Source organism: Streptomyces sp. NPDC051677, assembly GCF_044453465.1.
Taxonomy (GTDB): domain Bacteria; phylum Actinomycetota; class Actinomycetes; order Streptomycetales; family Streptomycetaceae; genus Streptomyces.
This window is the reverse complement of the sequence record NZ_JBITCT010000087.1, coordinates 1-22,248: the sequence shown is the minus strand read 5'-3', so window position 1 is coordinate 22,248 and position 22,248 is coordinate 1. Positions and strand designations below refer to the sequence as shown.

General features: G+C 69.9%; 24 protein-coding genes and 1 pseudogene. 8 read left to right on the top strand and 17 right to left on the bottom strand.

What is annotated here, in order from left to right; translation table 11 throughout:
- Window positions 1-1,018: 1,018 nt before the first annotated feature.
- Genes ACIBAF_RS46680 through ACIBAF_RS46670 form a run of 3 tightly spaced genes read left to right on the top strand, consistent with a single transcriptional unit; the run spans window position 1,019 to window position 2,629 of the window.
- Window positions 1,019-1,957: an ADP-ribosylglycohydrolase family protein gene (locus tag ACIBAF_RS46680; protein ID WP_399472488.1), complete on the top strand. Its 939-nt coding sequence runs from the start codon at window positions 1,019-1,021 to the stop codon at window positions 1,955-1,957.
- Window positions 1,926-2,465: a hypothetical protein gene (locus tag ACIBAF_RS46675; protein WP_399472486.1), complete on the top strand. Its 540-nt coding sequence runs from the start codon at window positions 1,926-1,928 to the stop codon at window positions 2,463-2,465. The genes ACIBAF_RS46680 and ACIBAF_RS46675 overlap by 32 nt, the downstream gene beginning before the upstream one ends.
- Window positions 2,378-2,629 (top strand): hypothetical protein, encoded by a 252-nt coding sequence (locus tag ACIBAF_RS46670; protein ID WP_399472490.1) that lies wholly within the window; start codon window positions 2,378-2,380, stop codon window positions 2,627-2,629. The genes ACIBAF_RS46675 and ACIBAF_RS46670 overlap by 88 nt, the downstream gene beginning before the upstream one ends.
- Here the strand turns inward: ACIBAF_RS46670 and ACIBAF_RS46665 are convergent.
- From ACIBAF_RS46665 to ACIBAF_RS46655, 3 genes are all read right to left on the bottom strand, one after another.
- On the bottom strand, window positions 2,607-2,867 hold the full coding sequence (locus tag ACIBAF_RS46665; RefSeq protein WP_399472484.1) for a DUF6207 family protein: 261 nt from the start codon (window positions 2,865-2,867) through the stop codon (window positions 2,607-2,609). The two genes, ACIBAF_RS46670 and ACIBAF_RS46665, sit on opposite strands and share 23 nt — an antisense overlap.
- A gap of 174 nt (window positions 2,868-3,041) precedes the next feature.
- A complete protein-coding gene (locus ACIBAF_RS46660; protein WP_399472482.1) occupies window positions 3,042-3,518 on the bottom strand; it encodes an Imm21 family immunity protein in 477 nt (158 codons plus the stop codon).
- 543 nt (window positions 3,519-4,061) lie between these two features.
- Complete coding sequence (locus ACIBAF_RS46655; protein WP_399472480.1) at window positions 4,062-6,023, bottom strand: hypothetical protein; 1,962 nt, start codon at window positions 6,021-6,023, stop codon at window positions 4,062-4,064.
- Window positions 6,024-6,307: 284 nt separating this feature from the next.
- Between ACIBAF_RS46655 and ACIBAF_RS46650 the strand changes: the two genes are divergently transcribed.
- Window positions 6,308-7,678 carry a hypothetical protein gene (locus ACIBAF_RS46650; protein WP_399472478.1) on the top strand — a complete coding sequence of 457 codons (1,371 nt, stop codon included), beginning with the start codon at window positions 6,308-6,310 and terminating at the stop codon, window positions 7,676-7,678.
- Window positions 7,679-7,829: 151 nt separating this feature from the next.
- Here ACIBAF_RS46650 and ACIBAF_RS46645 read toward each other — a convergent pair whose 3' ends face one another.
- From ACIBAF_RS46645 to ACIBAF_RS46635, 3 genes are read right to left on the bottom strand one after another with little or no spacing between them, the layout of a single operon-like run.
- Window positions 7,830-8,657 (bottom strand): hypothetical protein, encoded by an 828-nt coding sequence (locus tag ACIBAF_RS46645; protein ID WP_399472476.1) that lies wholly within the window; start codon window positions 8,655-8,657, stop codon window positions 7,830-7,832.
- On the bottom strand, window positions 8,654-9,562 hold the full coding sequence (locus ACIBAF_RS46640; RefSeq protein WP_399472474.1) for a sigma-70 family RNA polymerase sigma factor: 909 nt from the start codon (window positions 9,560-9,562) through the stop codon (window positions 8,654-8,656). Before ACIBAF_RS46640 ends, ACIBAF_RS46645 begins: the two co-directional genes overlap by 4 nt.
- Window positions 9,559-9,780 (bottom strand): hypothetical protein, encoded by a 222-nt coding sequence (locus ACIBAF_RS46635; protein ID WP_399472472.1) that lies wholly within the window; start codon window positions 9,778-9,780, stop codon window positions 9,559-9,561. The genes ACIBAF_RS46640 and ACIBAF_RS46635 overlap by 4 nt, the downstream gene beginning before the upstream one ends.
- A 739-nt stretch (window positions 9,781-10,519) precedes the next feature.
- Here ACIBAF_RS46635 and ACIBAF_RS46630 point away from each other — a divergent pair.
- Window positions 10,520-10,762 (top strand): hypothetical protein, encoded by a 243-nt coding sequence (locus ACIBAF_RS46630; protein WP_399472470.1) that lies wholly within the window; start codon window positions 10,520-10,522, stop codon window positions 10,760-10,762.
- A gap of 21 nt (window positions 10,763-10,783) precedes the next feature.
- A pseudogene (locus ACIBAF_RS46625) lies at window positions 10,784-11,897 on the top strand (transposase); the annotation flags it as partial.
- A gap of 254 nt (window positions 11,898-12,151) precedes the next feature.
- Here ACIBAF_RS46625 and ACIBAF_RS46620 read toward each other — a convergent pair.
- The 3 genes from ACIBAF_RS46620 to ACIBAF_RS46610 form a co-directional block, all read right to left on the bottom strand.
- Entirely contained in the window at window positions 12,152-12,616 is a 465-nt protein-coding gene (locus tag ACIBAF_RS46620; RefSeq protein ID WP_399472468.1) for a hypothetical protein, read from the bottom strand.
- A 25-nt stretch (window positions 12,617-12,641) separates the two neighbouring features.
- Window positions 12,642-12,884, bottom strand: coding sequence for a hypothetical protein (locus ACIBAF_RS46615; protein ID WP_399472466.1), 243 nt, complete (start codon window positions 12,882-12,884; stop codon window positions 12,642-12,644).
- Between the two features lie 126 nt (window positions 12,885-13,010).
- Window positions 13,011-13,271, bottom strand: a complete 261-nt coding sequence (locus ACIBAF_RS46610; protein WP_399472464.1) for a hypothetical protein — start codon at window positions 13,269-13,271, stop codon at window positions 13,011-13,013.
- Window positions 13,272-13,492: 221 nt separating this feature from the next.
- Here ACIBAF_RS46610 and galE point away from each other — a divergent pair, with 221 nt between their 5' ends.
- Window positions 13,493-14,488, top strand: a complete 996-nt coding sequence (gene galE, locus ACIBAF_RS46605) for a UDP-glucose 4-epimerase GalE (RefSeq protein ID WP_399472462.1) — start codon at window positions 13,493-13,495, stop codon at window positions 14,486-14,488.
- Window positions 14,489-14,503: 15 nt separating this feature from the next.
- Here galE and ACIBAF_RS46600 read toward each other — a convergent pair whose 3' ends face one another.
- The 6 genes from ACIBAF_RS46600 to ACIBAF_RS46575 all read right to left on the bottom strand — a co-directional run bounded on the left by ACIBAF_RS46600 (window position 14,504) and on the right by ACIBAF_RS46575 (window position 19,978).
- A complete protein-coding gene (locus ACIBAF_RS46600; RefSeq protein ID WP_399472460.1) occupies window positions 14,504-15,244 on the bottom strand; it encodes a hypothetical protein in 741 nt (246 codons plus the stop codon).
- A 67-nt stretch (window positions 15,245-15,311) separates the two neighbouring features.
- Window positions 15,312-16,088: a sugar phosphate nucleotidyltransferase gene (locus tag ACIBAF_RS46595; RefSeq protein ID WP_399472458.1), complete on the bottom strand. Its 777-nt coding sequence runs from the start codon at window positions 16,086-16,088 to the stop codon at window positions 15,312-15,314.
- 18 nt (window positions 16,089-16,106) lie between these two features.
- Window positions 16,107-17,171 (bottom strand): DUF2332 domain-containing protein, encoded by a 1,065-nt coding sequence (locus tag ACIBAF_RS46590; RefSeq protein ID WP_399472456.1) that lies wholly within the window; start codon window positions 17,169-17,171, stop codon window positions 16,107-16,109.
- 10 nt (window positions 17,172-17,181) lie between these two features.
- Window positions 17,182-17,847: an RraA family protein gene (locus ACIBAF_RS46585; RefSeq protein ID WP_399472454.1), complete on the bottom strand. Its 666-nt coding sequence runs from the start codon at window positions 17,845-17,847 to the stop codon at window positions 17,182-17,184.
- A gap of 16 nt (window positions 17,848-17,863) precedes the next feature.
- A complete protein-coding gene (locus ACIBAF_RS46580) occupies window positions 17,864-19,066 on the bottom strand; it encodes an SIS domain-containing protein (protein ID WP_399472452.1) in 1,203 nt (400 codons plus the stop codon).
- Window positions 19,067-19,078: 12 nt separating this feature from the next.
- Window positions 19,079-19,978 carry a dTDP-4-dehydrorhamnose reductase family protein gene (locus tag ACIBAF_RS46575; RefSeq protein WP_399472450.1) on the bottom strand — a complete coding sequence of 300 codons (900 nt, stop codon included), beginning with the start codon at window positions 19,976-19,978 and terminating at the stop codon, window positions 19,079-19,081.
- Window positions 19,979-20,202: 224 nt separating this feature from the next.
- Here ACIBAF_RS46575 and ACIBAF_RS46570 point away from each other — a divergent pair, with 224 nt between their 5' ends.
- A complete protein-coding gene (locus ACIBAF_RS46570) occupies window positions 20,203-21,516 on the top strand; it encodes an XRE family transcriptional regulator (protein ID WP_399472448.1) in 1,314 nt (437 codons plus the stop codon).
- A gap of 280 nt (window positions 21,517-21,796) precedes the next feature.
- Here ACIBAF_RS46570 and ACIBAF_RS46565 read toward each other — a convergent pair whose 3' ends face one another.
- Together ACIBAF_RS46565 and ACIBAF_RS46560 are read right to left on the bottom strand one after the other, a co-directional pair.
- Complete coding sequence (locus ACIBAF_RS46565; RefSeq protein ID WP_399472446.1) at window positions 21,797-21,928, bottom strand: hypothetical protein; 132 nt, start codon at window positions 21,926-21,928, stop codon at window positions 21,797-21,799.
- Window positions 21,929-21,948: 20 nt separating this feature from the next.
- Window positions 21,949-22,143, bottom strand: a complete 195-nt coding sequence (locus ACIBAF_RS46560; RefSeq protein ID WP_399472444.1) for a hypothetical protein — start codon at window positions 22,141-22,143, stop codon at window positions 21,949-21,951.
- Window positions 22,144-22,248 lie beyond the last annotated feature (105 nt).

Here is a 22,248-nt window from a genome sequence, read left to right as displayed (position 1 = left end):
GCGAGTACTTTCTGGGGGCGGCCATGGTCGATGTTCCTCTCATGAGAACCATCTGACCCTCTGTCAACACACTCCGCATCTCGGGGGAACCTCAAAGTCGCGCTGCGGCGTCGTCTGCGGCGGCCTTTCAACCTGGACGTCCTACTCCTCCGCGACCCCGTCAGGACCCGACGCGGTGGGCAACGCAGATCTGGCCCCTCAGCGCCAGACGACAGCTGGCGGGCGGCACAGGGCACGACCCGTCGTCACCGTGAGCAAGCCGCCGTCCAGAGCCTCGCGAGCAGCGGACATCAGCCCTGCCGACCAGATCACCGCGACAGCGAGACGGACGACTACAGCGTGCGTCGTCCGCCCGCCCCGACCAATAGCGGCGCCTGACAGGCCACAGCGGCTACTCAAGATACGCCGCGTCTGAGCAGCGTGTCTCGACGGCGGGCGCGCGGCACGGGCACGCGAGGACCTGTGCCTGCCGACCGTCTCGCGCCGGAAATCCATCTATACGAGAGAGCATCTCGATGAGCGAACCTGTCATGCCCCGAACCCGTTCAAAGCGGCCCAGCCCGCTCCTCCGCACCGTCGCGTGGATCCGCCGTCGCCGAAGCGAATTCCTTGTCAGCGCCCTGCGCGGCGTCTTCTACGCAGTCGGTACAGGCACCGTGGGACTGGTCTTCTGGTGGTTACGTCAGCAACTCTGAACCGCGGGTTGGCGTCCGCCCCTACCCGCCACGGCGGCGGCCTCCCGGGTGTGCTTCAAGGCGCCGGCCTCATGCCGGTACGTGATCCACAAGCAGTACGGAGCGATCGTGAGGACGAAGGTGTGGTGGGCCAGCTGGGGGCGGCCCCCTGAGCAGGCCCACCACGTTGACGCGTTCCCCCGTGCGAACGGGTGTCTCAGACCCAAGGTGTCTCAGGCGACGCACCCTCAGAACCGAGACGCGTTCGCCGCCGATGGTTCGGGGAGCCGAAGAAGGAAAAAAGGAACGTGCGGCCGTCGGCACGCCACAGATAGCCTGCGCGAATGAAGCGGACTCAACGGGCCGCTGGCGCGGTCGTCGGCTCAGCGGTGGGTGACGCGCTGGGCGGCCCCTTCGAGTTCGGTCCCCAGGGAGCGTTCTCCGCGCGGTTTCCCGTGCCCGGTGCCGGTGGCGAGATGTGCGGAGGCGGTGGCTGGGACCCCGGCGAGGCCACTGACGACACGCAGATGGCCGTCCTGGTCGCTGAGTCGCTGCTGGAGCGGGGCGGACTGGATCTGCCGGACATCTTCGCCCGCTTCCAGCGGTGGGCGGCTTCAGACCCCAAGGACATCGGCCTGCAGACCGAAGACGTCCTGACCAACGGCATGCCGTGGGACCTCGCCGCCGCAATACATTTCCAGGTCAACCAACGAGCTGCCGGAAACGGCTCCTTGATGCGGGCATCGACCTCCGCGGTCCACTTTGCGGCCGTCGGCCAAGAAGCCACCATGGACGCAGCCCGCCGTATCGCTGCCCTCACCCACGGCGATCGCGCGGCCTGGGAAGGCACCGCGATCTTCCACGAACTCATCCGCGTCACGTTCGAGGACACCGACCCCCTCACCGCGCTCCCGGACATCCTGGCGCTGGTCCACCCTGAGCACCGCGGCCGTTACGCCACAGTCCTCGCACCCGACTGGCACCCCGATCAGGCGACCGAGTTCAACGGCGCCGTCTGGCCCTGCCTGGGCTCCGCCGTCTGGGCCCTACGCACCACCGCCAGCTTCGAGAACGCGATACGCGCGGCGATCGACCTCGGCGGTGACACGGACACCGTCGCCGCGGTGACCGGCGGCCTCGCGGGGGCGTACTACGGGCTGGATGCAGTCCCCGCCCACTGGACCCAGCTGCTCCATATCCCCCTCCCAGGATTCAACGGGCGCGTGCTGCACCTGGCAGATCTCCTCCACCTTGCACACCGCCTCGAAGAAGGGCCGCGATGAGACAGGCGCGGTAGCCCGCATAAACGGCGAGGCCGTGGTGTACCTCGCCGCCGACGACGGCACCATGCACATCAGCTTCGCCGCAACGCAGTCCCGCCCCCGCAGCGCAAGGGAGCTCGCCGACCAATACCCGGCGACGTACGTGGCGTTCGACATCCTGACCCATCCTGCGGCGGGCTTCCCTGACCTGCGCCCGCGTCCGTACGTGGAGCGCCGCCAGGTCCTCCTGGACGTGCTCGCCGGCGTCGGCCCGCCGCTGGAGACGGTGTGGTCGACCACCGATCGGGACGAGGCCCTGCTCTGGTACGCGACGCTCGAAGGGACGGGCGGGGAGGGGCTCGTGGCGAAGCCGCTGCGGCCGGCTACAAGCCGGTCCGGGTCTGATCAAAGACCAGGCACGCGGACACGGTCAACGCCACTGTGGTCGGCTTCACCGGCACGGCCCGGCATCCGAAAGCGCTCGCCATACGGCTGCCCGACGGACGCGTCGCGCTGTCCCAGCGGCTGACCACGGCGCTCGTCTCCGTCATCGCCCCGCGCCTTCTCCCCCAGCCGGGACGCGCGTTCACGAAGACCGGCGACGCCTACGCGCCCGCCGGGGGCGACGTCGTCGTGGAGGTTGTGGCGGGCACGACCCGGCACGCGGTCGTCACCGTGGGGCGGCTGCGCTGATCTCCGGCACGGCGTCGGCCCGCTCGGTGCTCGGGGTGATCGGCTGACGCAGGTCCAGGTAGCAGCGCAGCCGTACGCCGGGCTGGCCGACGTCGTGCGTCGCACGCTCCGCTGTCGATGTCGCCCACCGGTCGGCGAGCAGCCGCTGGAAGGCGAGTGCGGTGGCGTCGTCGGCAGTCGCGACGTCGACGACGACCAGGCCCGGCCTGCTGACGTGCACCTCGTTGATCGGGTCCATGTACGCCACTACGCCCGGATGTCAGGGAACGATCCGGTGACCCGGAGTCTTCACCCGACCGAGTGGTGGCCGGGCATGCAGCTCTACGGGCGAGCCGGATTCGAACTCCTACGCAAGATGATCCTGCTTCAGTGACCCTCAGCAGCGACGCCCCGGGATCTTTACAACGTCGGGTCAGGCCAGCTCGACAAATCGGTGGACGCGAAAGGACGTCAGCTGGTCGGGTTCGATGCTTGCCGAGTCAACCCGGTAGCGGCCAGCGGCGAGTTCGACAGCGGCGCTGTCTGTGAATGTCCCGGCCTCGGTGCCGAAGTAGGCGGCATCGAACATCACGAGCTCGCCAGTGGTGCTCAGTGAAGGTCCTTCCTCCCACTCGGCGGTGGGAAGCCCGGCCCGGATGAAGTCGGCGACACCATCCTCGCTCTGCGCGTAGCACCAGCGGACGAGGACTCGACACTCAGGAAGGTAGGCGGTGGAGAGAGGTTCGTCCCCAAGGACCAGCGCCTCAGCTCCGTCAGGCAGTGCGAGGACTCCAACGAGATCCATCACCTCGCAAGCCCGGTCGTAGTCGCCCTCCGTTCCCGACCAGTGCGGCAGCGCGGTGCGTGGAACCACGATGAACGGGCCGCCCTCCGTCTCCAGCCACGTCAATGACATGCCGCCTCCACCTTCACGATCTCAGTCCCGTCGCGACAGCGTATGCGCCAGGTCGGACAGGGCTCACGCCCGTGGTGGTCGAGGTACACGGTGACGGGCCCAGGGCCGTGACCATCCCTTGCAATCGAACGATACCGTCACTCTCCGCGACCGCTCCCCAAGATCAGTGCCAGAGCCCACTCACCGACAGAGCCGATCCCCCGGAAAGGAGGGCTTCGCGACCGGACAGCGCGGCGGAGAGCGAGGAGTTCGCGCAAGAAGCAGCGCTCGCGCGGTGAGCGTGCCGACGGCGAGGTACCTCAACCAGGCAACTCAGGAGCAGAGGCCAGCTGACGCGGGAGAGAGATGGCCAATCCTTGACTGGCAGCGACGATCGTTCATGATTCCCAGCACAAGCTGCCACACGGCAGACCCCTACACAGCGCGGAGGCCGGCAGCGCAGCAGTGGGGGCCCGGCCATCAGCCGGACCCCTCACCCCCAGATCTGAGCCCGGCACGCCCGCTGGGGCCCGTCTAAACGCTCCTGGCGCAGAGCGGCTATTCCAGGGGTTGACCGCTGTTGTTGTTCACGGTGACGTTGTGGCTCAGCTGCGGGCGGAGGGTGAGACCGCGCAGGGCAACGATTGAGGCGATGCCCCAGCCGATGACGGCAAGTCCGGCGGCCACCTGCCGCGCGGGGCCGGCGGTTGCTGACCACACCATGACGGCGGTGGCGGCGCCCCACAGAACCCAGGTGAACCGTGCTCCGAAGGTCCCGGTGAGGTACGAGACGGCCAGCAGCCCTGCGCCGGAGGCGACCCAGACCAGGTGAACCGTGGCAGCGGTGACGGGCAGGCCCGCGGTGTGGGCGTCGAGATAGACGCGGACCGGCTGATCAATGGCAGCGGTCAGTCCGCTGCCATCCCAGGCTCGCGTAGCGCGGCCGGAGAGCGCGCTCAGGAGTGCTCCGGTCGCCGACATCACCACCAGCAGGACCGGGACGCCTACCGCGGTCTTGAGCCACAGCGGTGCCTGGCGCCATTGCCCGGTCATGGCGTCGGCGACTTCCCGGCGCCGTGCATCGAGCCACGCCGAGTCGGTGAGCACGACCAGCGGGCGTGGTGCGGTGGCGGCCCTCGGGCTGCGGGGGGCTTTCAGGTCGGCGGCGAGGCTGCCGATGGCGTCCTGCAGCATCGGCAGGACGCGGCGGTCCTTGCCCACGACGGTGTAGGCGGCCAGCGCGGCGGCAGCCGGCAGCAGTGCCAGCAGCCACCAGGCACTCCACCGGGTGGCCGTGAACAGGCTGAAGACGGCCGCCGCAGCGGCCAGCAGGCCGGTCAGGCAGCGCACCAGGCGGCCAGCCAGGCTCTGCGCGGTGAAGCGGATCTGCCGGGTGGGTGGCTCACCCCTCACCAGGCTGCGCAGCACGGGCCACAGCCGTCGTGCCGGCTCCCACGGATCGGCGATCAGGAACAGTGCGCCCATCCCGAGCAGGGTCAGGGGGGCGGCCCATCCGGGCGCGCCGGCGTCGGTGACGGCTAGCTGGGCGACGGCGGTGGTCATGAGCAGCAGGCAGCCCAGGGCGCGCCCCAGGAGATGGGTGGCGGTCTGCCAGCGCTGGATAATCTGGGTGGCGGTGCGGCGTGGTGGGGTCAGGTCCCATTCGTCGCGGGCTTCGTCGCGTAGGGCCTGGCCCTCGTCGAGGAAGCCGTGGACGGTGTCGAGCATCTGGTCGAAGTCGGCGCGGAAAAAGGCTTCTTGCAGGTCTTCGGGCATGGGCGGCAGGAGTGTGGGGTCTTGGCGTGGGGCGGGTGCGGTGGCCCGCAGGCGGGCGAGCTGTTCCTCGAGTTCGTCACTGCGCCGGCGCAGGCGGCGGGTGAGCTGTTCGGCTTCCTCACGGCTGGTGCGGGCGCGTTGCAGATCCTGCTGCGCGGTGTCCAGTTGGTAGGTCAGCTGGGCAAGTTCCTGCTGGGTCTGGTGGCCCGTATGGGTTTTAAGGCCGGTGACGCGCTCCTGCAGGCTGACGGTGAGCATGCTGAGGGCGGTGACCATCTGCTGAGCGCGGTTGCGTTCCTGGGTGAGGCGGTCGTTGCGCTCGTGGGCTCGGGTGAGTTGTTCCTGGGCGTGGGCGGCCTGGTCCTGGGCGGTCGCGGCGACGTCGGCAAGCGCGGCTGCCGCGGCCTCCTCGGCGGGCCGCGGGGCAGGCAGGTGGCTGGACGGCGGCGCCGGGTTTTTCGCCTGCTGCCAGAGCGCGACCGCCTCACGGCGGCGTACTTCCCGTTCCAGGCGTGGGGAGAGCGCGTCGACAGCCTTGAGGATGAACTGCTGCGGTGGGAGCGTTTTGCCGCTGAAGAAATCCGAGATTCGGCTGCGGCCGTAGCCGACAGCCGGCTCCAGGTCTCTGAGCTGCTTGCCGGAACGGTCCAGCAACTGGCGCAGATAGTTCGCCAGCGCCTGCCCCTCGGCGGTGTCGGCCTGCAGATCGCCCCATCCCCGGCCAGCCTTTTTCTTCTCCGCCATAGCCCCCCTTGCCCACGGCAACAGCGCGCCGATGGTGCGCTGTTCATTGGCGACCAGCGTACGAAGATCGCGTCGGGGACGGCAGGGCGGCAACCGGCCTCCTTCTGGACACCACTGTCCTGATCGGCACGCTCTGCCTGCGGGCGGACCGTCCGGTCCGACTGCGCCCTGTCCGGACTTCACCAGGCCAAAGGCGAGGACAACGTGTCGGACAACGGCCGCGGAGCAAGGCTGTGAACAGTCCCACCCCGCCTCGTCCCCACACCCCTCGCCTGGAGTCGTCCATGCCCCGCCCCGCCGCCGCCCGCTCCTCCCTCTCCCGCCCGCGTGCCCTTTCCGGACCCGCAGCTCCTGTGGCACTGCCCCTCCCCCGGACCGGTCGGCACCGCACCGCCCTGCCCCGCATGAGCGAACTCGCCATCGACCGGTCGGCCGGCGGGCGCATCGTCGACCTGCGCCATGACCCGCAGATCCCGCACAGCCTGCCGCGCGGCCGGGCCGGCGGCCGCTACCGGTGCTGCGCCTGCGGTGCACCGCTGATACTCACCGGTCCCGCCAGCGCCGGCTCCCGGTTCACGCCGCGCTTCCGTCACGACGCAAGCCGGCCCGGATCCGACCACTGCAGCGCCCCGGCGCAGCTGCAGGCAGACGTCCAGGCCGACCTCACGCGTGTCCTCGACCTGCGCGACGAGCTATCCGCCCTGCCCCAGGTCAGCGCCTGGCTGAGGATCGACTCCGCGCTGGCCGGGCAGTACTGGCAGCTGCCCCCCGCCGTGATCGTGCAGCGCGGGAGCCAGACGGCCGTCATCGAACGCCCCCGGCGGCTGCTCTCCCCCTCCCTCGCCGACCAGCGGCTCAAAGCCGTGCGGGCGCGGCACGGCGCCGGTACGCAGCACTGGTGGATCTTCGACCGTGAAGACCCCGTCCACTACAGCAGTGCCGGCAGCCTCTCCGTACGCCCGCACGGTCAAAGCGCCACCCATCACAAAGTGCAGCCCACCCCCGCCCAGCGGCATATCAACGCCTCCGGCGGCACCGTGTGCTGGCTCGCCGGCCACACCCTGCTCATTCCCTACGGCGGTCACACACACCAACACGCCGCCCGGGACGGGGAAGACTGGAGCGGCGACATGGCGTCCTGGCGCCAGGACTGGCGTATCTCCCACCCACGCCCAGCAAACGAAGCCCACTGGTGGGGCCTGGTCCCCATAGCGCTCTCCAGCCTCGGCCGCCCAGCCGGCCTGCGCCTCACACCCGCGTTCCAGGTCATGACCCGCCTCGCCCAAGCCGAACAAGGACGCGAACGCCACCGCCGCCACCTCGCCCGCAACCACGCCCAGCACCACGCCACCCACCACCGCCCGCCCCAGCAACTACACCTGCCCACACCGACAGACGAAACCCACACCGAACCGGAAACCCAGCAGGCGGCCGCTTCTACAGCTGCAACCCGTGAGGCGCCGGCCGTTGCGCCGCCGCGATTCCTTCCGCCCCGGCCTGACGCGGCGCCCGAACGCCCCGCTGAGACGCGAGGTCGTTTCTCCTGGCGCCGCTTCTTTCACTATCGAGGCCACCACAGCACCAAAAGCAACCTGGACACCACATCCCTGGCATCCGCTGGGGCAGAGCCCAAGAGCGGCCGCACGCCGAACTGATCCATGACACTCCCTTGCGAGACGCCCTGGCGACCTGAAATCGAGTAGTCCGGCAGTCCGAGCGCGAGCGAAGAGACTTGAGATGCCGGGCCCAGGGGCGGCTTCTTCTCCGGGGCTCGCGGTGTGTCCATCCGAGGTGCCCTCTTGATGTTCAGCGTTTCGCGGTGCCCATCTGCTCGGGGGTCGTCTGCCTGTGCTCACGGTCGACCGCTCTGGTGTCCGGGGATGTGTACGGGCCGGGGGCGGGGCGGCTGGGGCGGCGTCCCCAGATGGAGGGATGGTCGGCCGCGGCGAGGAGGCTGTTGATGCGGCGGGCGAACTCGTGGCCGGGCAGCGGGAGCTCGGTGTCGGGCTCACGGAGGTAGCCGGCCGTGACGGCCGTGGGGATGTAGGCCATGAGTTTGCTGACTCCGGCGGGCCGGGAGCGGACGGTCTGCTTGGCGAGGTGGCCAAGGACCCGCATGAAGTGGGTGGTGGTCGTGCTGGTGATGCGGTGTTCTGCCGGGTGCCAGGTGCCGCCGTCGTCGACGGCGGGGGGTTGGGGTGGGGGCTGGACGTCGTCGGTCTGCCGGTGCCAGAAGTCGGCGGTGTCCCCCTCCCCCAGCGCCAGGTGGTGGAGGTAGAGGCAGTAGGCGGCGGCGGCTTGTCCGGCGCCGGCGGCGTACTGCCACCAGAAGCGGGCGCCTTCGTCCGTGTCGGTCAGCTGCAGGACACACGCGAGGACCAGGGCGGCACGAGGTTCGGGGACTTGGTCGGTGACGAACTTCGCCACGGTGCCCGGTGGGGTGTGCGAGACGAGGGTTTCGCACAGGGCACGCAGGTCTTCAGCCGCCGCGTGGCGGCTGCCGCCCGGGGAGCTGGGACCGGGATGGTCGGCATCGGGCGCGGACGATGGGGCGGTTGGGCGGACGATGTCGCGCGGCAGGGTGCGCTCGCGGACGAGCGCGGCTCTGGAGAGGAGTTGTTCGATGCCGGTCACGGGGTGTTCCCTTCGGTCAGGGGCGGCGGACACAGGACGCTCTCCAGGAAGCGGGTGGCGTGACGCTCGTCGGAGCGGACGGCGGCCAGCGGCACGCCTAGGAGGGCGGAGACGGTCTCGGGCGGGCGTTTCAACAGCCAGCGCAGCACCATGACATCGAGCTGGCTGCCGGGCAGGCGGCTCATGGCCGCGAACAGCTTCAGGCTCTCGGCGATCTGGTCCATATGGTCGGCCGGATCGGCGAGGGACTGAAGGGCGGCGGTGTCGAAGGCAGCCATGCCCAGCTCGGGCCGTCCGTCCCGGTGCGGGGTGCCGGCCATGACCGTGGCGCGCAGGGCCTTCCAGGCGTAGCGGCGGGTGTCCCGGCTGGCCAGGGCGTCGTCCCAGGACAGCCAGAGGATGTCGAAGGTGTTGGACACGGCGGCGTCGCGCCGGTCGTCGTCGAGGAAGACCTGGGCGTAGAGAAGGTAGTCCAGTTCCACGAGTTCGCGGAACGCGTGGTGATCCAAGGGCGGGGGCGTGTGAGTGGCGGTCAGGATGGGGGTTCGTTCGGTGCAGTCGTCGACCCACTCGCTGCTCCTGTGGGCTTCGAGCGCGGCCTGGCACCACAGCCGGTATAGGGGCCAGTTCGGCATGCCCAGCTCGGTGGCCAGTAAGAAGACAATCTCCCAGCGGGGGTAGAGACCGACACCGCGCAGCAGTTCGGAGAGCTTGGACTTGGCGAACCGTACGCGCATGCTGAGATCGCTCAGGGTCAGGCCGCTGGCGAGGTAGCTCTCGCGCATCGGGTCCAGCCAGGCCCGGTGGGCGCTGCCGACGGACGAGGCGATCGGTCCGAGCTTGCGGCCCGGCCGGACGATGAACGGTCTGCCGGGTGGTACCGGCGGCTCGGCAGGAGTGATCACGGGGCGTCGTCCTCCTTGTCCGTGGCCGCGTCCACGCGGTTGCCGGTGCCGGGCGCGGTGTGGGAACGGGAGGCGTGCACGATCTGCTGCACGGTCAGGGCGAGGGCCGGAGCGAGCGCGGCCACCGCGGCGGCCGTCTGGCCAGCGGCGACCAGCACCACGCTCCAGGCGAACACCGTTGCCGTGACCACGATGACGACTATCTGACGGGTCTTCATACAAGTTCCTCCGCTGTCGGAAGGTCGGCCTCAGGGATGCGGCGGCCCCATCCGAAAAGGACCGCCGCGCACCCCCGGACAGACGGGTGCCAAACCGCCGTGCCCGGGGAGGTGACCCAGCATGGCCAGAAAGGAAGTTGTGACGCCACGTGATCAAGGAATCACGGAACAATGACGATCACCGACCCCCATCCGGACCCCTCGCGGAACCACGCCGTTCAAAAACGCAAGCAGGCGCGCGGACGGGTGGAAGTTCCCGGATTTCCTTGCAATTGCACGTCGAAGAGACGTCAATAGAACAGACGCCGTTGGTGTCGGCCTTCCATCCGGAAGGGCCCGCCCCCGTGCCAACCCGTCAAAGGGGGGAAGCGGGCCATGCCGCTCTCGCCTGGCCAGCCCTAAGGCCAGGCGAGAGCACAACAGTCCCGTGCCGGGACACGAGGACCGTAGACCACGCCACTGACAACGCCCGCGACACGGACGGCGAACCGCCTCCGACCCCTGCACGACCAGGGCGAAGCCCCTACGGCGCACCATGAAGAAGACCGACCTGCCGCGCAAGGGGCTCCCCCGAGGCCGTCGCCGCGCGATCGGGATGCGGCGCCCCCAGGCACTCGTAACCACATGCGGGAACGGGCCTGGCCCGATCTGGAGGCCGGGCCCGCCCGTCCGCGCCCTGGCGTCCCCAGACGAGGCCGTCGGCTTCGTGGCAGCCGGACCGCCGCTTACCGCGAGGCCTGTGACGACGCCTTCCGATGATGCTGCCGGGCCCGAGCCGGTGCCGATCCGCGTCGTGCTGCCCGCTGATCCGGTGCTGGGCACTCCCGAGCAGGAGGTCGTCGCACGGTTTTGGAAGCGGCGGCAGACAAAGACGGGCTGGATCTATCTGGCGGGTGTGCCGTCGTTCCAAAACCGCGAGGACGGCGGTGTGGAGGCGGCGGAGTACCAAGTGTGGGTGCGCGCCCCCGACTGTGATCCATAGGGGTGGCCCGCAGCCGACTCGGACGCCGCCTGCTCGCCGGAGCGGTTGTTCTGCCTGGTTCATGGCCGCAACGGCCGCTCATCGGACCACGTGGTGCCGGGCTGGCCGTACTCGTTCGTCGCCGCGCTCACCCCGGACCGCACGTCGTGGACGCAGGTCCTGGACGTGGTCCGGCTGGGGCCTGTCGACGACGCCGCGGCCGTCACAGCCGATCAGCTGCGGGCCGTGGTCGATCGGCTGATCGCGGCCGGCCAGTGGCAGCGCGACGACCGGGACATCCTGGTCGTGACGGACGCGGGCTATAACGTGATGCGCCTGGCCTGGGTGCTGCGCGACCTGCCCATCGAGCTCGTCGGACGTCTGCGTTCGGACCGCGTGCTCAGGCTGCCGAAGCCGCCGCGCGTCTACGACCCCAAGGGCGGCCGCCCGCCGAAACACGGACCGGAGCTCCGCCTGGCGAAGCCGGCGACCTGGCCGGAGCCGGCGGTGGTGACCGTGAACGACACACACCGCTAGGGCAGGGCCGAGGCCGCGCGTGGGACCGGGTCCACCCCAGACTCACCCACCGCTCGGCCTGGATCGACCTGGACGGCGAACTCCCCCTGGTCGAGGGCACGTTGATCCGACTCAAGGTCGACCACCTTCCCGGCGACCGCGATGCTCCGCCGGTCTGGCTGTGGTCCTCCGCGACCGGCGCCACCGAGGCCGACGTCGACTTCGTCTGGTCGTGCTACCTACGAAGATTCGACCTGGAGCACACATTCCGCCTGTTCAAGCAGTCACTCGGCTGGACCCGCCCCGCCTGCGCGACTCGCAGGCGGCGGACCGATGGACCTGGCTGATCATCGCCGCCCACACCCAACTCCGCCTCGCGCTGCCGCTGGCAGCCGACCAGCGCAAACCCTGGGAGAAGACCACACGCCCCGGCACCGCACTTACCCCAACCCGCGTCCGGCGCGGGTTCAGGAACATCCGCCCCCACCTGGGCAGTCCGGCCCGCGCGCCCAAACCCACCAGGCCGGGGCCAGGACGACCACCCGGCGTCAAGAACCGACACCCCACCACCCGCTACGCCGTGAGCAAGACCGTCAAACGCCCCGAGACACTCGTCGCTCTGCGTGACGGTCGATGTTAAGGAACAAAGTGAGAAGCTGTTCCATATCCGGTGATCTGTGATGTTCCGTGACTGGCAGATCTGCTGGACTGGGTTCACAGCAGATCCGCCAGCGCGCGGCGAACTCGGTGCCGAAGGCGGAGGTCCGTCGCCACCCGAATTTGATTCCTACCAGCTACCGATCACGCCGTGGACGATCCGCACTCCTTCACCACAGCGACCTCAACAGGGCTGAGCCAGCTTGCCAGAAGTCGACGGACGCAGGCGACACTGGTTCAGTGTCTTGTGCCCGAGGCCCAGACGGCCTGACTGCCGTCGTATACAACCACGTTTCCGTCGTCCTGGACGACCAGGCGAGAGCCCGGATGCCCGGCCGTGTTGGAGGCCCATACCGCCGTACCGGAGGCCGTGTAGACGACGAAATTGCCGTCACCCTGGAGGGTCGCCGACCAGCCCCGGTTGACGGTGTTCGAGGCCCAGCGGGCTCGGTTGAACTCGTCGTAGATGACGAGGTTGCCGTCGGTCTGCATGGTCAGCCGCGCCGTGTTGGAGCTGAGCGACTGGCCCCGGCTCAGAGTGAACGGCGCATAGCGTGTCTGGTTTGCCAAAATGGACTGCGCCGCTGCCGTACCGGCGGTAGCCGCTGGAGCGTCGTCCGAGGGGGCCGCGCTGGCCTGGCTGCCGAGCGTCAGGGTGGCGATGACGGCGGTTGCGAGAAGTGTGACGGCTTTCTTTCTCACGAGCGAACTCCTTGAGTCAGGTAGTTCATCCAACGGTGCCCGGGTCAGGCACCGCCCCACCGGACTCTGACACCACGGCTGTGCGGAAGACGCCGCTCCGCACAGTCATGACGAGTTTGTATCCCCGCTTTGACCTGAAATCCAGGGCATCGACGGACTTCCCCTTGAGGAGGCCGTACTCGAACTCCGGAAGATCCTGCCCCTCACCAAAGTCAAAGCACTCCTTGACCTGTCCGCCGGCCTCGTCGACCAGCTCGTCCTCGGACAAGGTCCTGACGACCAGGGCCCAGCGTTTGGATTCGGGCAGTGCTTGCACCTCGATGACGAAGTATCCGAGATCAGGGTCCGAGGCGTCTTCGAACCAGAGGGGTGCCGCGGCTGCCCGTGCAGCCGCTCAACGGCGGCGCAGTTCCTCGGACCAAGCCCGGAGCGGGTCGGCGAGGGCGAGGTTGTCCCCGCGGCTCACGGTCTGGAGCAGCGAGTAGGCGTAGAGAGTGGCGGCGTCGAACCCCTCCGGAGCTCGCCCCCACGCCTCCCAGTCCAGTAGGCGCAGCGGCGAGGTGAGGTTCGCCCAGTGCACATCCGCATGGGCTGTTGTCCAGCAGGAGACGGCCGGAACAGGGATGTCCACGAACTCGGGGATAGCCCGCTCCATGTACTGCTGCCGTACGGCGACGCGCTCGCCCGCGTCGGCGGCGGCCGGGAGCGGTCCCCGGCTGTCACCGTGTGTCCTCCGTAGTCCTCGCCTTGGTCGCTGTGAACTTCTCTGGTTCCAGCGCGGCAGACGCGGCCTCCGCACTTGACGGACTGGAACGCCGCTAGCCTTGCTGCTGGTTGCATATTGGGTTTTGGAATGAGGCCGGGAAGAGGATCATCGTGTCTGTCCTGATCGCGGGTGGAGCCGGGTACATCGGAAGCACCGTCGCTTCCGCCTGTCTGGACGCGGGGATCACCCCGGTGATCCTGGACAACCTCGTAAGGGGCCGCAGGGAGTTCACCAAGGAGCGGATCTTCTACGAGGGCGACATCGCGGACGGCGCTCTGATCGACCGGATCTTCTCGGAGCAGCCGGACATCTCCTCCGTGGTGCACTGCGCGGCGCTGATCGTGGTGCCGGAGTCGGTGGCGGACCCGATCGGCTACTACGAGGCGAACGTCGCCAAGAGCCTGGCGTTCGTAGGCCACCTGCACCGCAACGGCTGCGACCGCCTCATCTTCAGCAGTTCGGCCTCCATCTACCGGGCCGAGGACGGCTCCCCCGTCACCGAGGAAACGCTGCTGGCGCCGCAGAGCCCCTACGCGCGAACGAAGGCGGTGTGCGAGGAGATGTTCGCCGACATCGCCGCGGCCGGGAAGATGCGGGTGCTGTCCCTGCGCTACTTCAACCCGGTGGGCTCCGACCCCCTGCTGCGCACCGGTCTGCAGCTTAAGAGGCCCAGCCACGCCCTGGGCAAGCTGATCCAGGCCCATCAGGAGGGCACAGCGTTCCCGGTCACCGGGGTGAACTACCCGACCCGCGACGGGACCGGTATCCGTGACTACGTGCACGTCTGGGATCTCGCCGCGGCCCACATCGCGGCGGTCGACGGCTTCGACTCCATCCTCACCGGATCGAAGCCGTCGATGGCGATCAACCTGGGCACCGGGTCCGGCACCACCGTCCGGGAGCTGTGCGCGGCGTTCAACAACGTCGTGCCCACGCCCCTGGCGACACTCGACACCGATCCGCGGCCCGGCGACGTCGCCGGCGGGTACACCGCCAGCGACCGGGCCGCGACGCTCCTGGGCTGGACGCCGAAGCTGTCTTTGGAGGAGAGCATCCGCTCCGCCCTGGACTGGATCCCGGTGCGCGACGGGCTGCTGAAGGACTGACGCCGCGTCCGGGCTTCACGCCTGCGGGTGGTCCTGCCCGTGGTGGAGGCCGGCTTCGAGGTCGAGCAGGTGCCGCATGGCCGGGGCGAGCCATGCGGTGTCCCACCGATGGTCTGCCGGGGCGTTGCGGTAGGCGTGGTGGGGGATGCGCAGCGTTTCCAGGAGCTGGTGGCCGGCGATCCAGTCGGCCTCCAGCGTGCCGATGCCTCCGAGCGCGATGCGGCGGGCGGTGCCCAGGGCCTGCGTATGGCGGCGCAGGTTCTGTCGTACGTCGTACTCATCGAGGCGCGCGGTGCTGCCGGCTACGTCCACCAGCTGGGGGTGGGGTGGACGGTCGCTGAGCAGCGAGGCGTCCCAGACGCTGGCGGCGGCGAAACCGTGGGGATGCCGTGTCAGCAGGTTGAGGGCAGCGAAGCCTCCCTTGCTGAACCCCAGCAGGTGAACCGGCGGCCGGGCCTGGGTGCCGAGGGCGGCGAGGACGGTTGGCACGACCACGCGGACAAGGTGGTCCTCCTGTCGGCGGTCGGCCTGGGTGGCGTGGTTAACCAGCCAGGGTGACTCCCTGAAGGTCGGCGCCACGAAGGCGGTCGCGTCGCGCAGCTGTGCGGGAAGCCGTGCGATCTCGGTGAGGCTGTGGCCGTACTTCCTCCCGTCTCCCTTCTCCACGGGCAGGGCGAGCACGATCCTGCGCACCGGCTGGTCGGGCAGGAGCACGGTGACCTGCGTGCCGGGCTGCTGGAACGGGCTGTCTAGCACGATCCGGGTGCCTGTGTGGAGGGCGGTTGCTTCGCGGGGGTCAGCCCGGCGGTCTGGAGTGAGGTGTTCAGGCTCGGAGGGCGGCGACGGCATCGTGGTAGGTCTCCCAGTTGTCGCAGTTGAACCGGAGTTCGCCCGGCAGGAGGGGAACGGCCCTGAGCTCGTTGCCAGTGCTGATCCAGTGCCGCACCGCGTCGATGAGGTAGAGCTCGCCGCTGGGGCGGGACGGGCATGCGCGCAGGGCCTCGAAGACGAACGGCCCGAGGACCCAGCGGGCGGCACAGGCGTGTACCCAGGCCGCACCGGCGTGGTCCAGGAGGCCGCTGTCGAAGTCGACGGTGTAGGGGCCGGGGCCTGTCCGGGGCGGGGCTGCCGCGCCCAGGAGGGTCTCGTGCGCAGGGATGCTGTCTGCGGGGAACAGCTGTGTCAGGACGGAGCAGTCCGCCGCAAAGCCGGAGGTGAGGCGCCCGAGCGGCGTCTCGCCTCCGGCAGCTGGGCGGATCAGGTTGTCTCCGAAGGCGAGGACGAACGGCTGTTGCTGTGTCCAGGCTTCAGCCTCGAGGACGGGTGCCCCGGGGCCGGCGCCGTCGTCCTGGACCCGGTAGGAGAAGGCCATCTGGTACGCCGTGCCGGTGCCGAAGTAGGCGGGGATCTGGCTCTTGCGTGAGGAGATGACGAAGAGGACGTCGCAGATCCCGGCGGCGCGCAGTTCGTGGACGAGGTGTTCCAGGATCGGCGTCCGGGCGAGGGGCAGCATCTCTTTGGGGGTGATGCGGGTGATTGGGGCCATCTTGGTCCCGGCCCCGGCGGCTGCCACGACCGCCCTGGTGATCGTGTGCGTCATGGTGGTTGTCCGCCCCTGTCAGGTGCTTGGCCGGCCGGTCGGTCCGGCGAGCCAGTCGAGCCAGGTGCCGTAGACGTCGCAGTGGGCTACGACGTCGGAGCGGCTCGTGCCCCCGTCGTAGCTGGCCATGATCATGCGGGGTGTGTCGTGGCCGAAGTGGCCGATGGAGATCTCGTGGAGCGGGCGGTTGCGGCTCAGTTCGGTGAGGGTGTTGGCGAGGCGTTCCCGGCCGCCGGGAGAGCCGAAGATCTGGTAGATCGACCACGAGAAGACGAGGCACAGATGTTCGCCGGGCGGCGTCTGGGCGACGACGTCGGCAAGATGGTCCTGGGCGCGGCCGGCCAGGATCGTCGGCGGGGTGCGCGCGGCCAGGGCCAGGGCACTGTTCAGGGTGCGCATCCGCTTCGTCTGTTCCGGCCAGGTGAGGCTGACCAGCCACTCGGTGGCCTCGGGGTCGGTGACGTCCACCGGGCTGGGCTCAATTCCGACCGGCGGGGCGAACCGTGTGACGTCCGGGGACAGAGGCGGGGTCCCGCCCTTGATCTCGCAGGTGAGGACCGTGTCCGGATCGCTGGCGGGCAGGGTGAGCCGGTGTGCGCCGTAGTCGTAGGTGTAGCGGTCCCAGAGCAGGTTCAGCCCGGCGCTGGCGCCCACGTCCACGATCCTGACCGGGCGGCCGTCGTCGAGCTGCTGCTGGAGTGCGGCGAAGGCGGGGACGAGGACGGCGCAGCGGCCCACTTCGTTGGTCTGGACCGAGCGGTTGGTGATGATCCGCCTGATCTGCCGGGCGTGTTGTCGGCAGAAGTCGGTGAGCAGGGCATCGACGCAAGACGGGGGATGTGTCTCGTGGCCGGTGAAGTAGGTGGCCAACGGGTGCCGGACGCCGCGGCGCAGGATGTGGTGGACGGCCCCGAGCAGCATGTTGGGGGCGGGCTGTCCCGGCTGGGTGGCGGCCGCGAGGTCGAGCAGTTCGGGGGTACGGGCGATGGTGCGGGAGAGAGTCTCGTACAGCGGGGACCTGCCTGCGGCCTGCTGGGAAGCGAACCGCTCGAAGGTGTCGGCGAGCTGGACGTGGTCGGCCACGGCTGTCTCCTCAGATGATCATGTAGCCGGAGTCGGTGAGCTGCCGGACGGCACCGAGGCTCTGGCCGCGGCGGCCCCACCACTTCTCGGCTTCGGCGGCCTGGGCGGCCTGGGTGGTGGCGATGACGGCTGTCACCCGGTCGCGGGGGACGACGACAGTGCCGTCGTCGTCGGCGACGACGACGTCCCCCGGGGTGATGCGGACGCCGTCGACGTCAACGGGGACGTTGACCGCGCCGTCCTGGCGGCCGACGGGGTAGTCGTAGTTGAGGGGGGTGGTGCCGCGGGCGACCGTCGGGAATGCGATGCGGCGCAGCTCGGCGACGTCGCGGACCATGCCGTCGACCAGGACGCCGGTGATGCCCCGGCTGTGCATGTGCGCGGCGGTGACGCCCCCGAAGCAGGAGCGTTCCTTGCCGCCGCCGGCCGCCACGACGACGATGTCGCCAGGCTGTGCGAGGTCGATCGCCGCGCGGCGCACGGTCACGTCCGGGCCGAGGGCCGTGACGGCGCTGCCGCACAGGATGAGGCCGGGGGTCTGTAACTTCAGGCAGTACGAGAGCGAGCCGGTCTTGCCGAGGGCGTCGACGATCGAGGCGACCGGGAGCCGGGACAGGGCAGCGATCTCGCTTCGGGCGGGGCGGACGATCTCGGTGTGGATCTCACGTGCGGACATGCCGGGAACCTTTCGTTCAGAGGGAGTGCGGGGCGTTGGAGAGTTCGCGCAGCGGTGCCAGGTCCTGCGCCATGAGGTCGACGGGCGAGGGCCCGGCGGCCAGCGTGGCGCGGGTGGTCCGGCACAACAGGTGGGCGGCAGACTGCACCAGGGCCGCCTGGGTGAAGTCGTCGGCCTGCGGCAGGGTGAAGGCCTGCCCGGGGCCGGGCAGGGCAGGGCCGTCCCGGTGTAGGAGGAACAGCCGTGTGCCCGCCGCGGCCGCGGCGCGGACGGCTTCCTGGGACGTCCTGTCGGCCGAGTCGTAGGCCAGGAGGAAGACCACGTCCTGCGGTTGGGCGCTGCTCAGCCGGTGGCGGGCGCCGTGGGCGGGGTCGGGGTGGTCGTTGTAGATCGCGCTCATGTCAGCGAGTGACGGATCGCAGACCACGAGCGGAGGCCGTACGTCTTCGACTCCGAGCGGGGCGTCCCAGCTGAGGTTGTGGGCGAAGTGCTCGCCGGCGAGGGCGAGGGGGCCGCCGTCGGGGCACAGGACATAGATGCGGCGTCTGCTGCGGATCGCGTCGGCTACGGCCTCGGTGGCCTCCCGCAGAAAGCCCGCCAGCAGGGGGACGTCGATGGCGGCCAGGGCGTGCAGGGCCCGCTCCTGACCGGCCGCCGGCGGTTCCTCGTGCGGGGCGAGCGCGCTGGCTGTCGCCCAGGTCAGCGCGGTCAGCATGGCGTCCTCGCTGATCTGCTGGTCGGCAGTTCCCGTTGCCCAGACCATGCCGTCCACCGGCTCCATCTGGGTCCCGTCCCCGCCCACCACCGCCAGCACCGGCACGCGGTGGCTTCCGCAGAGCCGGACGACCTCGAGGATGTTGGCCGACCTGCCGCTGACGCTCGCGACGACGACCAGGCCCACCTGATCGATGTCCCGGGCGAGCGAGTGGGCGAAGACCGTGCGGTAGTCCTGGCGCTGGACGCCGTAGGCCATGGCCGCCGGGCTCATCATCGCGTCGTTCACCGGCAGTCCGGCGTGGTCGTGAATCTGGAGGAGGATTGAGCGGACGATCGCCGAAGAGCCGCCGTTGCCGAAGGCGCGCACCCGAGTGCCTTCGGCAACGGTGGCCTTCCGCAGAAGGCCCACGGCCTCGGGGCCGCAGGCGAACATGCGCCGGGCAGCGGCGGCGACCTCGGTCAAGTACGCGCGGGCGAAGTCCTCGTACACAGCGGACGTCACGGTCTTCTCCCTTCAGCTCGAAGCGGGTCGGGCGGAAGCCAGCCAGGGCTCCACCACGGGCGGGAATTCGGCGCTGAGCAGCCGGCGGCGGACCGGGCGGAGGCTGGCGGGCAGGTCCTGGCAGTCGAGACGGCAGTCGACCGGCCGCCGGCCTGCCGCCGCGTCTTCCTCCCCGGCGCGGAGGTGATCGGCGGGCAGGCCGAACCTGCGGGCGATCAGCAGGGCCGTCTGGTATTTGGTGAAGCCCTGCTCCGCGCTCCAGTGGACGACCGATCCCCGGCACTGCCCGTGCAGGAGGGCCCTGGCGATCCGGCGGCACACCTCTGCGGCTTCGTCCGCGTGCGTCGGGTAGCGCACGCACACGTCGTCCAGGTCGACCCGGGCTCCCGCGCCCACCTGGCGGGCGATCTCGGTCAGGTTCGTCTCGGCGGCGAACTGCGCGGGCCCGTAGAGCACGGGCAGCCGCAGGATCGCCGCGCCCGGGCAGGCGGCGCGCACCTCCTGCTCGGCAAGCAGCTTCCACCGGCCGTAGGCGTTCAGCGGGTTCGGGAGACTTCTCGGCCGGTAGGGCGGCGTCGTCCCGTCGAACACGTAGTCGCTGGAGATGTGCAGCAGGCGGGCCCCGTACCGGTGAACGCCCCGGGCGATCAGCCGGGCGGCATCGACGTTCCTGCCGAGAGCCTGCGCCGGGGCACCGTCCCAGACCTCGGGCCGGCGCTCGCCCACACAGTTGACGACGACGTCCGGCTGGCACCGTCCGAGCAGGCGCTCGATGCCGTCGGCCGATGTGGCGTCGACCCTGACCAGCCCGTCGGCGCGGCTGAAGCCGGTGCCCGTCACGGCCATGTCGCCGAACGCCCTCAAGACGCTGCGCCCGAGCAGCCCGGAGGCGCCGAAGATCACCGCTCGCATCACTCACCCCCGACGAAGTCCCGCGAGGTGAGACAGCCAAGCCGAGCCGGACTCGTGATCGGCAGGGGCCGCCGCGGTGTACGAGGTGGATGCACCAACTCGGTGTAGACACACTCGAATCGACGTCCGGTGTACGTACACCAAGTCCCGTTTGCGCTGCCCGATTCCGGTATCCCGCACGGTGGTAGCTTCCGGCCAGGACCCCGCCGGACTTGGAGTGCCCCATGGAGCCAGCAGCGTTAGACGCCCCGCCGGCCACCGTGCTCGCCGCCCTCTTACAGCAGCTGGGGATGCGGCCGGAGCAGCTCATCAGCCGCATCAACGAGAGGCGAGCCCGCCGCGGCAGCTCTCCCCTCCACCTGAAGGCGGCCTATCCCTGGCTGCGCGAGAGCCCTGCGCATCCGCAGCCGGACAACCAGGCCGACGCCTTGGCGGTGCTCACCGCCAAGGCAGGGCGGTGCATCAGCGCCTCCGATGTCGGCTGGGACGTACCCCGTCCCCGGACTCGTCACCGTCATCTCGACGCGCCCGGCGACGCACCCCTGGAGGCTCTGCTCCACGAGATCAGCCAAGGAGACATGATGGACCGCCGGAACCTGCTCATGCTCACAGGAGCGGCAGCCACCGCGCCCGCGCTCTCCCTCCTGCTCGGCCCGATAGCTCAGGCCGCCGACACGCCCGGCGCCACACGCCTGAACGACAAACTCGTCGGCTCGATCGAGAGTGCGGTCCGGGATCTGAGGGAGATGGACGATTCCACCGGGAGCGCCAGCGGCGATCTCACCTGGGGCCTGGGCATCTGGCAGAGCACGTCCCGCGTCGTCACACAGGCCCGCGGCCACGGCCGGCTGGTCGACCGGCTCCACACCGCCTACATCGAGCTGAGCGAGCAGACCGGATGGATGCTCTTCGACGCCGGCCGCCACCCCCAGGCCCAGCGCGTCTATCACACCGGGATGCGGCTGGCCCGCGAGACCGGCACGTCCCTGACCGCCCGCCACGCGACGTCCAACCTCGTTGCCTCCGCCGCCTACCAGGCCGCGTGGCTGGGCCACCACAACGATGCCGTCGCGCTGCTCGACATCGCCGCCCGCACACCGGAACTGCCCTCCGCAGTGGCAGCGGTGATCGCCGAACGCAACGTCTACGCCGCAGGGCGGCGGCACGACCCCGACGCGGTCCTGCGATTCCGCGACGAAGCACTGCTCCATCTCGCCTCCCCCAGCGAGCGCCCGCCGTGGTGGGCGACCTGGCTGACGACAGACTCCGTGGACGCGGCCACCGGGCGGGCCTGGCTCGCCTGCGACAAGCCGTCCCAGGCCGTGCCCTACCTGAGCCGGCGCGTCGAAGCGTCCTCGCCCGACCACCAGCGCGACCACCTCCACGCCGTTCTCGACCTGGCCGACAGCGTCCACAAGTGCGGCGACGCCGACAGGGCAAGAGACCTGCTCGACCAGGCCGAAGGACTGATCGGCACGGTCAGCTCCGAGCGCATGGCCCACCGCTACGAAGCACTGTCGTCGGCCGTCGCCGTATGACAACCCCGGCAGTGGAGGCCGCGGGATACCGAGTGTGGGTACGCGCCCCGGAGCACGTGCGGCCCGGTCGACGGCGTCGACCACGACCAGGCCGTCACCGAGCGCTTGCAGCGGTCGCCGCAGTCGGTGGTCCGTGAGGTCCTCGGGTAGCGCCGCCTTCGGGGTGAGGCTGCAGAAGCTGCGCGGCCGCCGGAGCCCGGCTCAGTCCGTCCTGCACGCGCCGGACTGCGAGGAGACGCCGCTGAGCGCACCGCCGCTCGATTCCGAGCCGAGCCGGGGGTCAGATGAAGTCTGGTCCGTCTGCGGCTCGACTGGACAGTCGATGCTCGTCGACGGCGGGATCCTCGTCGGTCACGACAACGTCCTCGAAGCCGTCGTCCTCGCCAGGCTTCAGGCCATCGTGATCGTTCATGAGGCCAGGATGGCAGCCGATCACGGCCCGTCCGGCCAGCTCGTCAACACGTCGCCCGTCTCCTCGTCGACGAGGGTGACGCGTGCGCCGGCCCGGCTGCCATACGCGCCGATCCAGCCCAGGTACTTCCGGTCCGCGGTTGCGCGCTCCTCCCACCAGCCCTCCATGATCGGCCGCCCGTCGACGAGCAAGGCGACCTTGTAGCGGCCCTCCATGGGGGTGAGGCAGGGTCCCTTGCGTGATCGACGTCTGTCCGGATTCATCCGGTGATGCCGAGGGTGGCCAGGGGCCTTCGCCAGTCGCGAGCGGTGTGACGTAGG

What these genes read in the sequence shown, in the direction of transcription:
- ACIBAF_RS46680 (WP_399472488.1), top strand. Translation starts at nt 1,019, where the DNA reads ATGAAGCGGACTCAACGGGCCGCTGGCGCGGTCGTCGGCTCAGCGGTG.
- ACIBAF_RS46665 (WP_399472484.1), bottom strand. Translation starts at nt 2,867, where the DNA reads ATGGACCCGATCAACGAGGTGCACGTCAGCAGGCCGGGCCTGGTCGTC.
- ACIBAF_RS46655 (WP_399472480.1), bottom strand. Translation starts at nt 6,023, where the DNA reads ATGGCGGAGAAGAAAAAGGCTGGCCGGGGATGGGGCGATCTGCAGGCC.
- ACIBAF_RS46650 (WP_399472478.1), top strand. Translation starts at nt 6,308, where the DNA reads ATGCCCCGCCCCGCCGCCGCCCGCTCCTCCCTCTCCCGCCCGCGTGCC.
- ACIBAF_RS46635 (WP_399472472.1), bottom strand. Translation starts at nt 9,780, where the DNA reads ATGAAGACCCGTCAGATAGTCGTCATCGTGGTCACGGCAACGGTGTTC.
- ACIBAF_RS46610 (WP_399472464.1), bottom strand. Translation starts at nt 13,271, where the DNA reads ATGGAGCGGGCTATCCCCGAGTTCGTGGACATCCCTGTTCCGGCCGTC.
- ACIBAF_RS46595 (WP_399472458.1), bottom strand. Translation starts at nt 16,088, where the DNA reads ATGACGCACACGATCACCAGGGCGGTCGTGGCAGCCGCCGGGGCCGGG.
- ACIBAF_RS46585 (WP_399472454.1), bottom strand. Translation starts at nt 17,847, where the DNA reads ATGTCCGCACGTGAGATCCACACCGAGATCGTCCGCCCCGCCCGAAGC.
- ACIBAF_RS46575 (WP_399472450.1), bottom strand. Translation starts at nt 19,978, where the DNA reads ATGCGAGCGGTGATCTTCGGCGCCTCCGGGCTGCTCGGGCGCAGCGTC.
- ACIBAF_RS46570 (WP_399472448.1), top strand. Translation starts at nt 20,203, where the DNA reads ATGGAGCCAGCAGCGTTAGACGCCCCGCCGGCCACCGTGCTCGCCGCC.
- ACIBAF_RS46565 (WP_399472446.1), bottom strand. Translation starts at nt 21,928, where the DNA reads ATGAACGATCACGATGGCCTGAAGCCTGGCGAGGACGACGGCTTCGAG.
- ACIBAF_RS46560 (WP_399472444.1), bottom strand. Translation starts at nt 22,143, where the DNA reads ATGGAGGGCCGCTACAAGGTCGCCTTGCTCGTCGACGGGCGGCCGATC.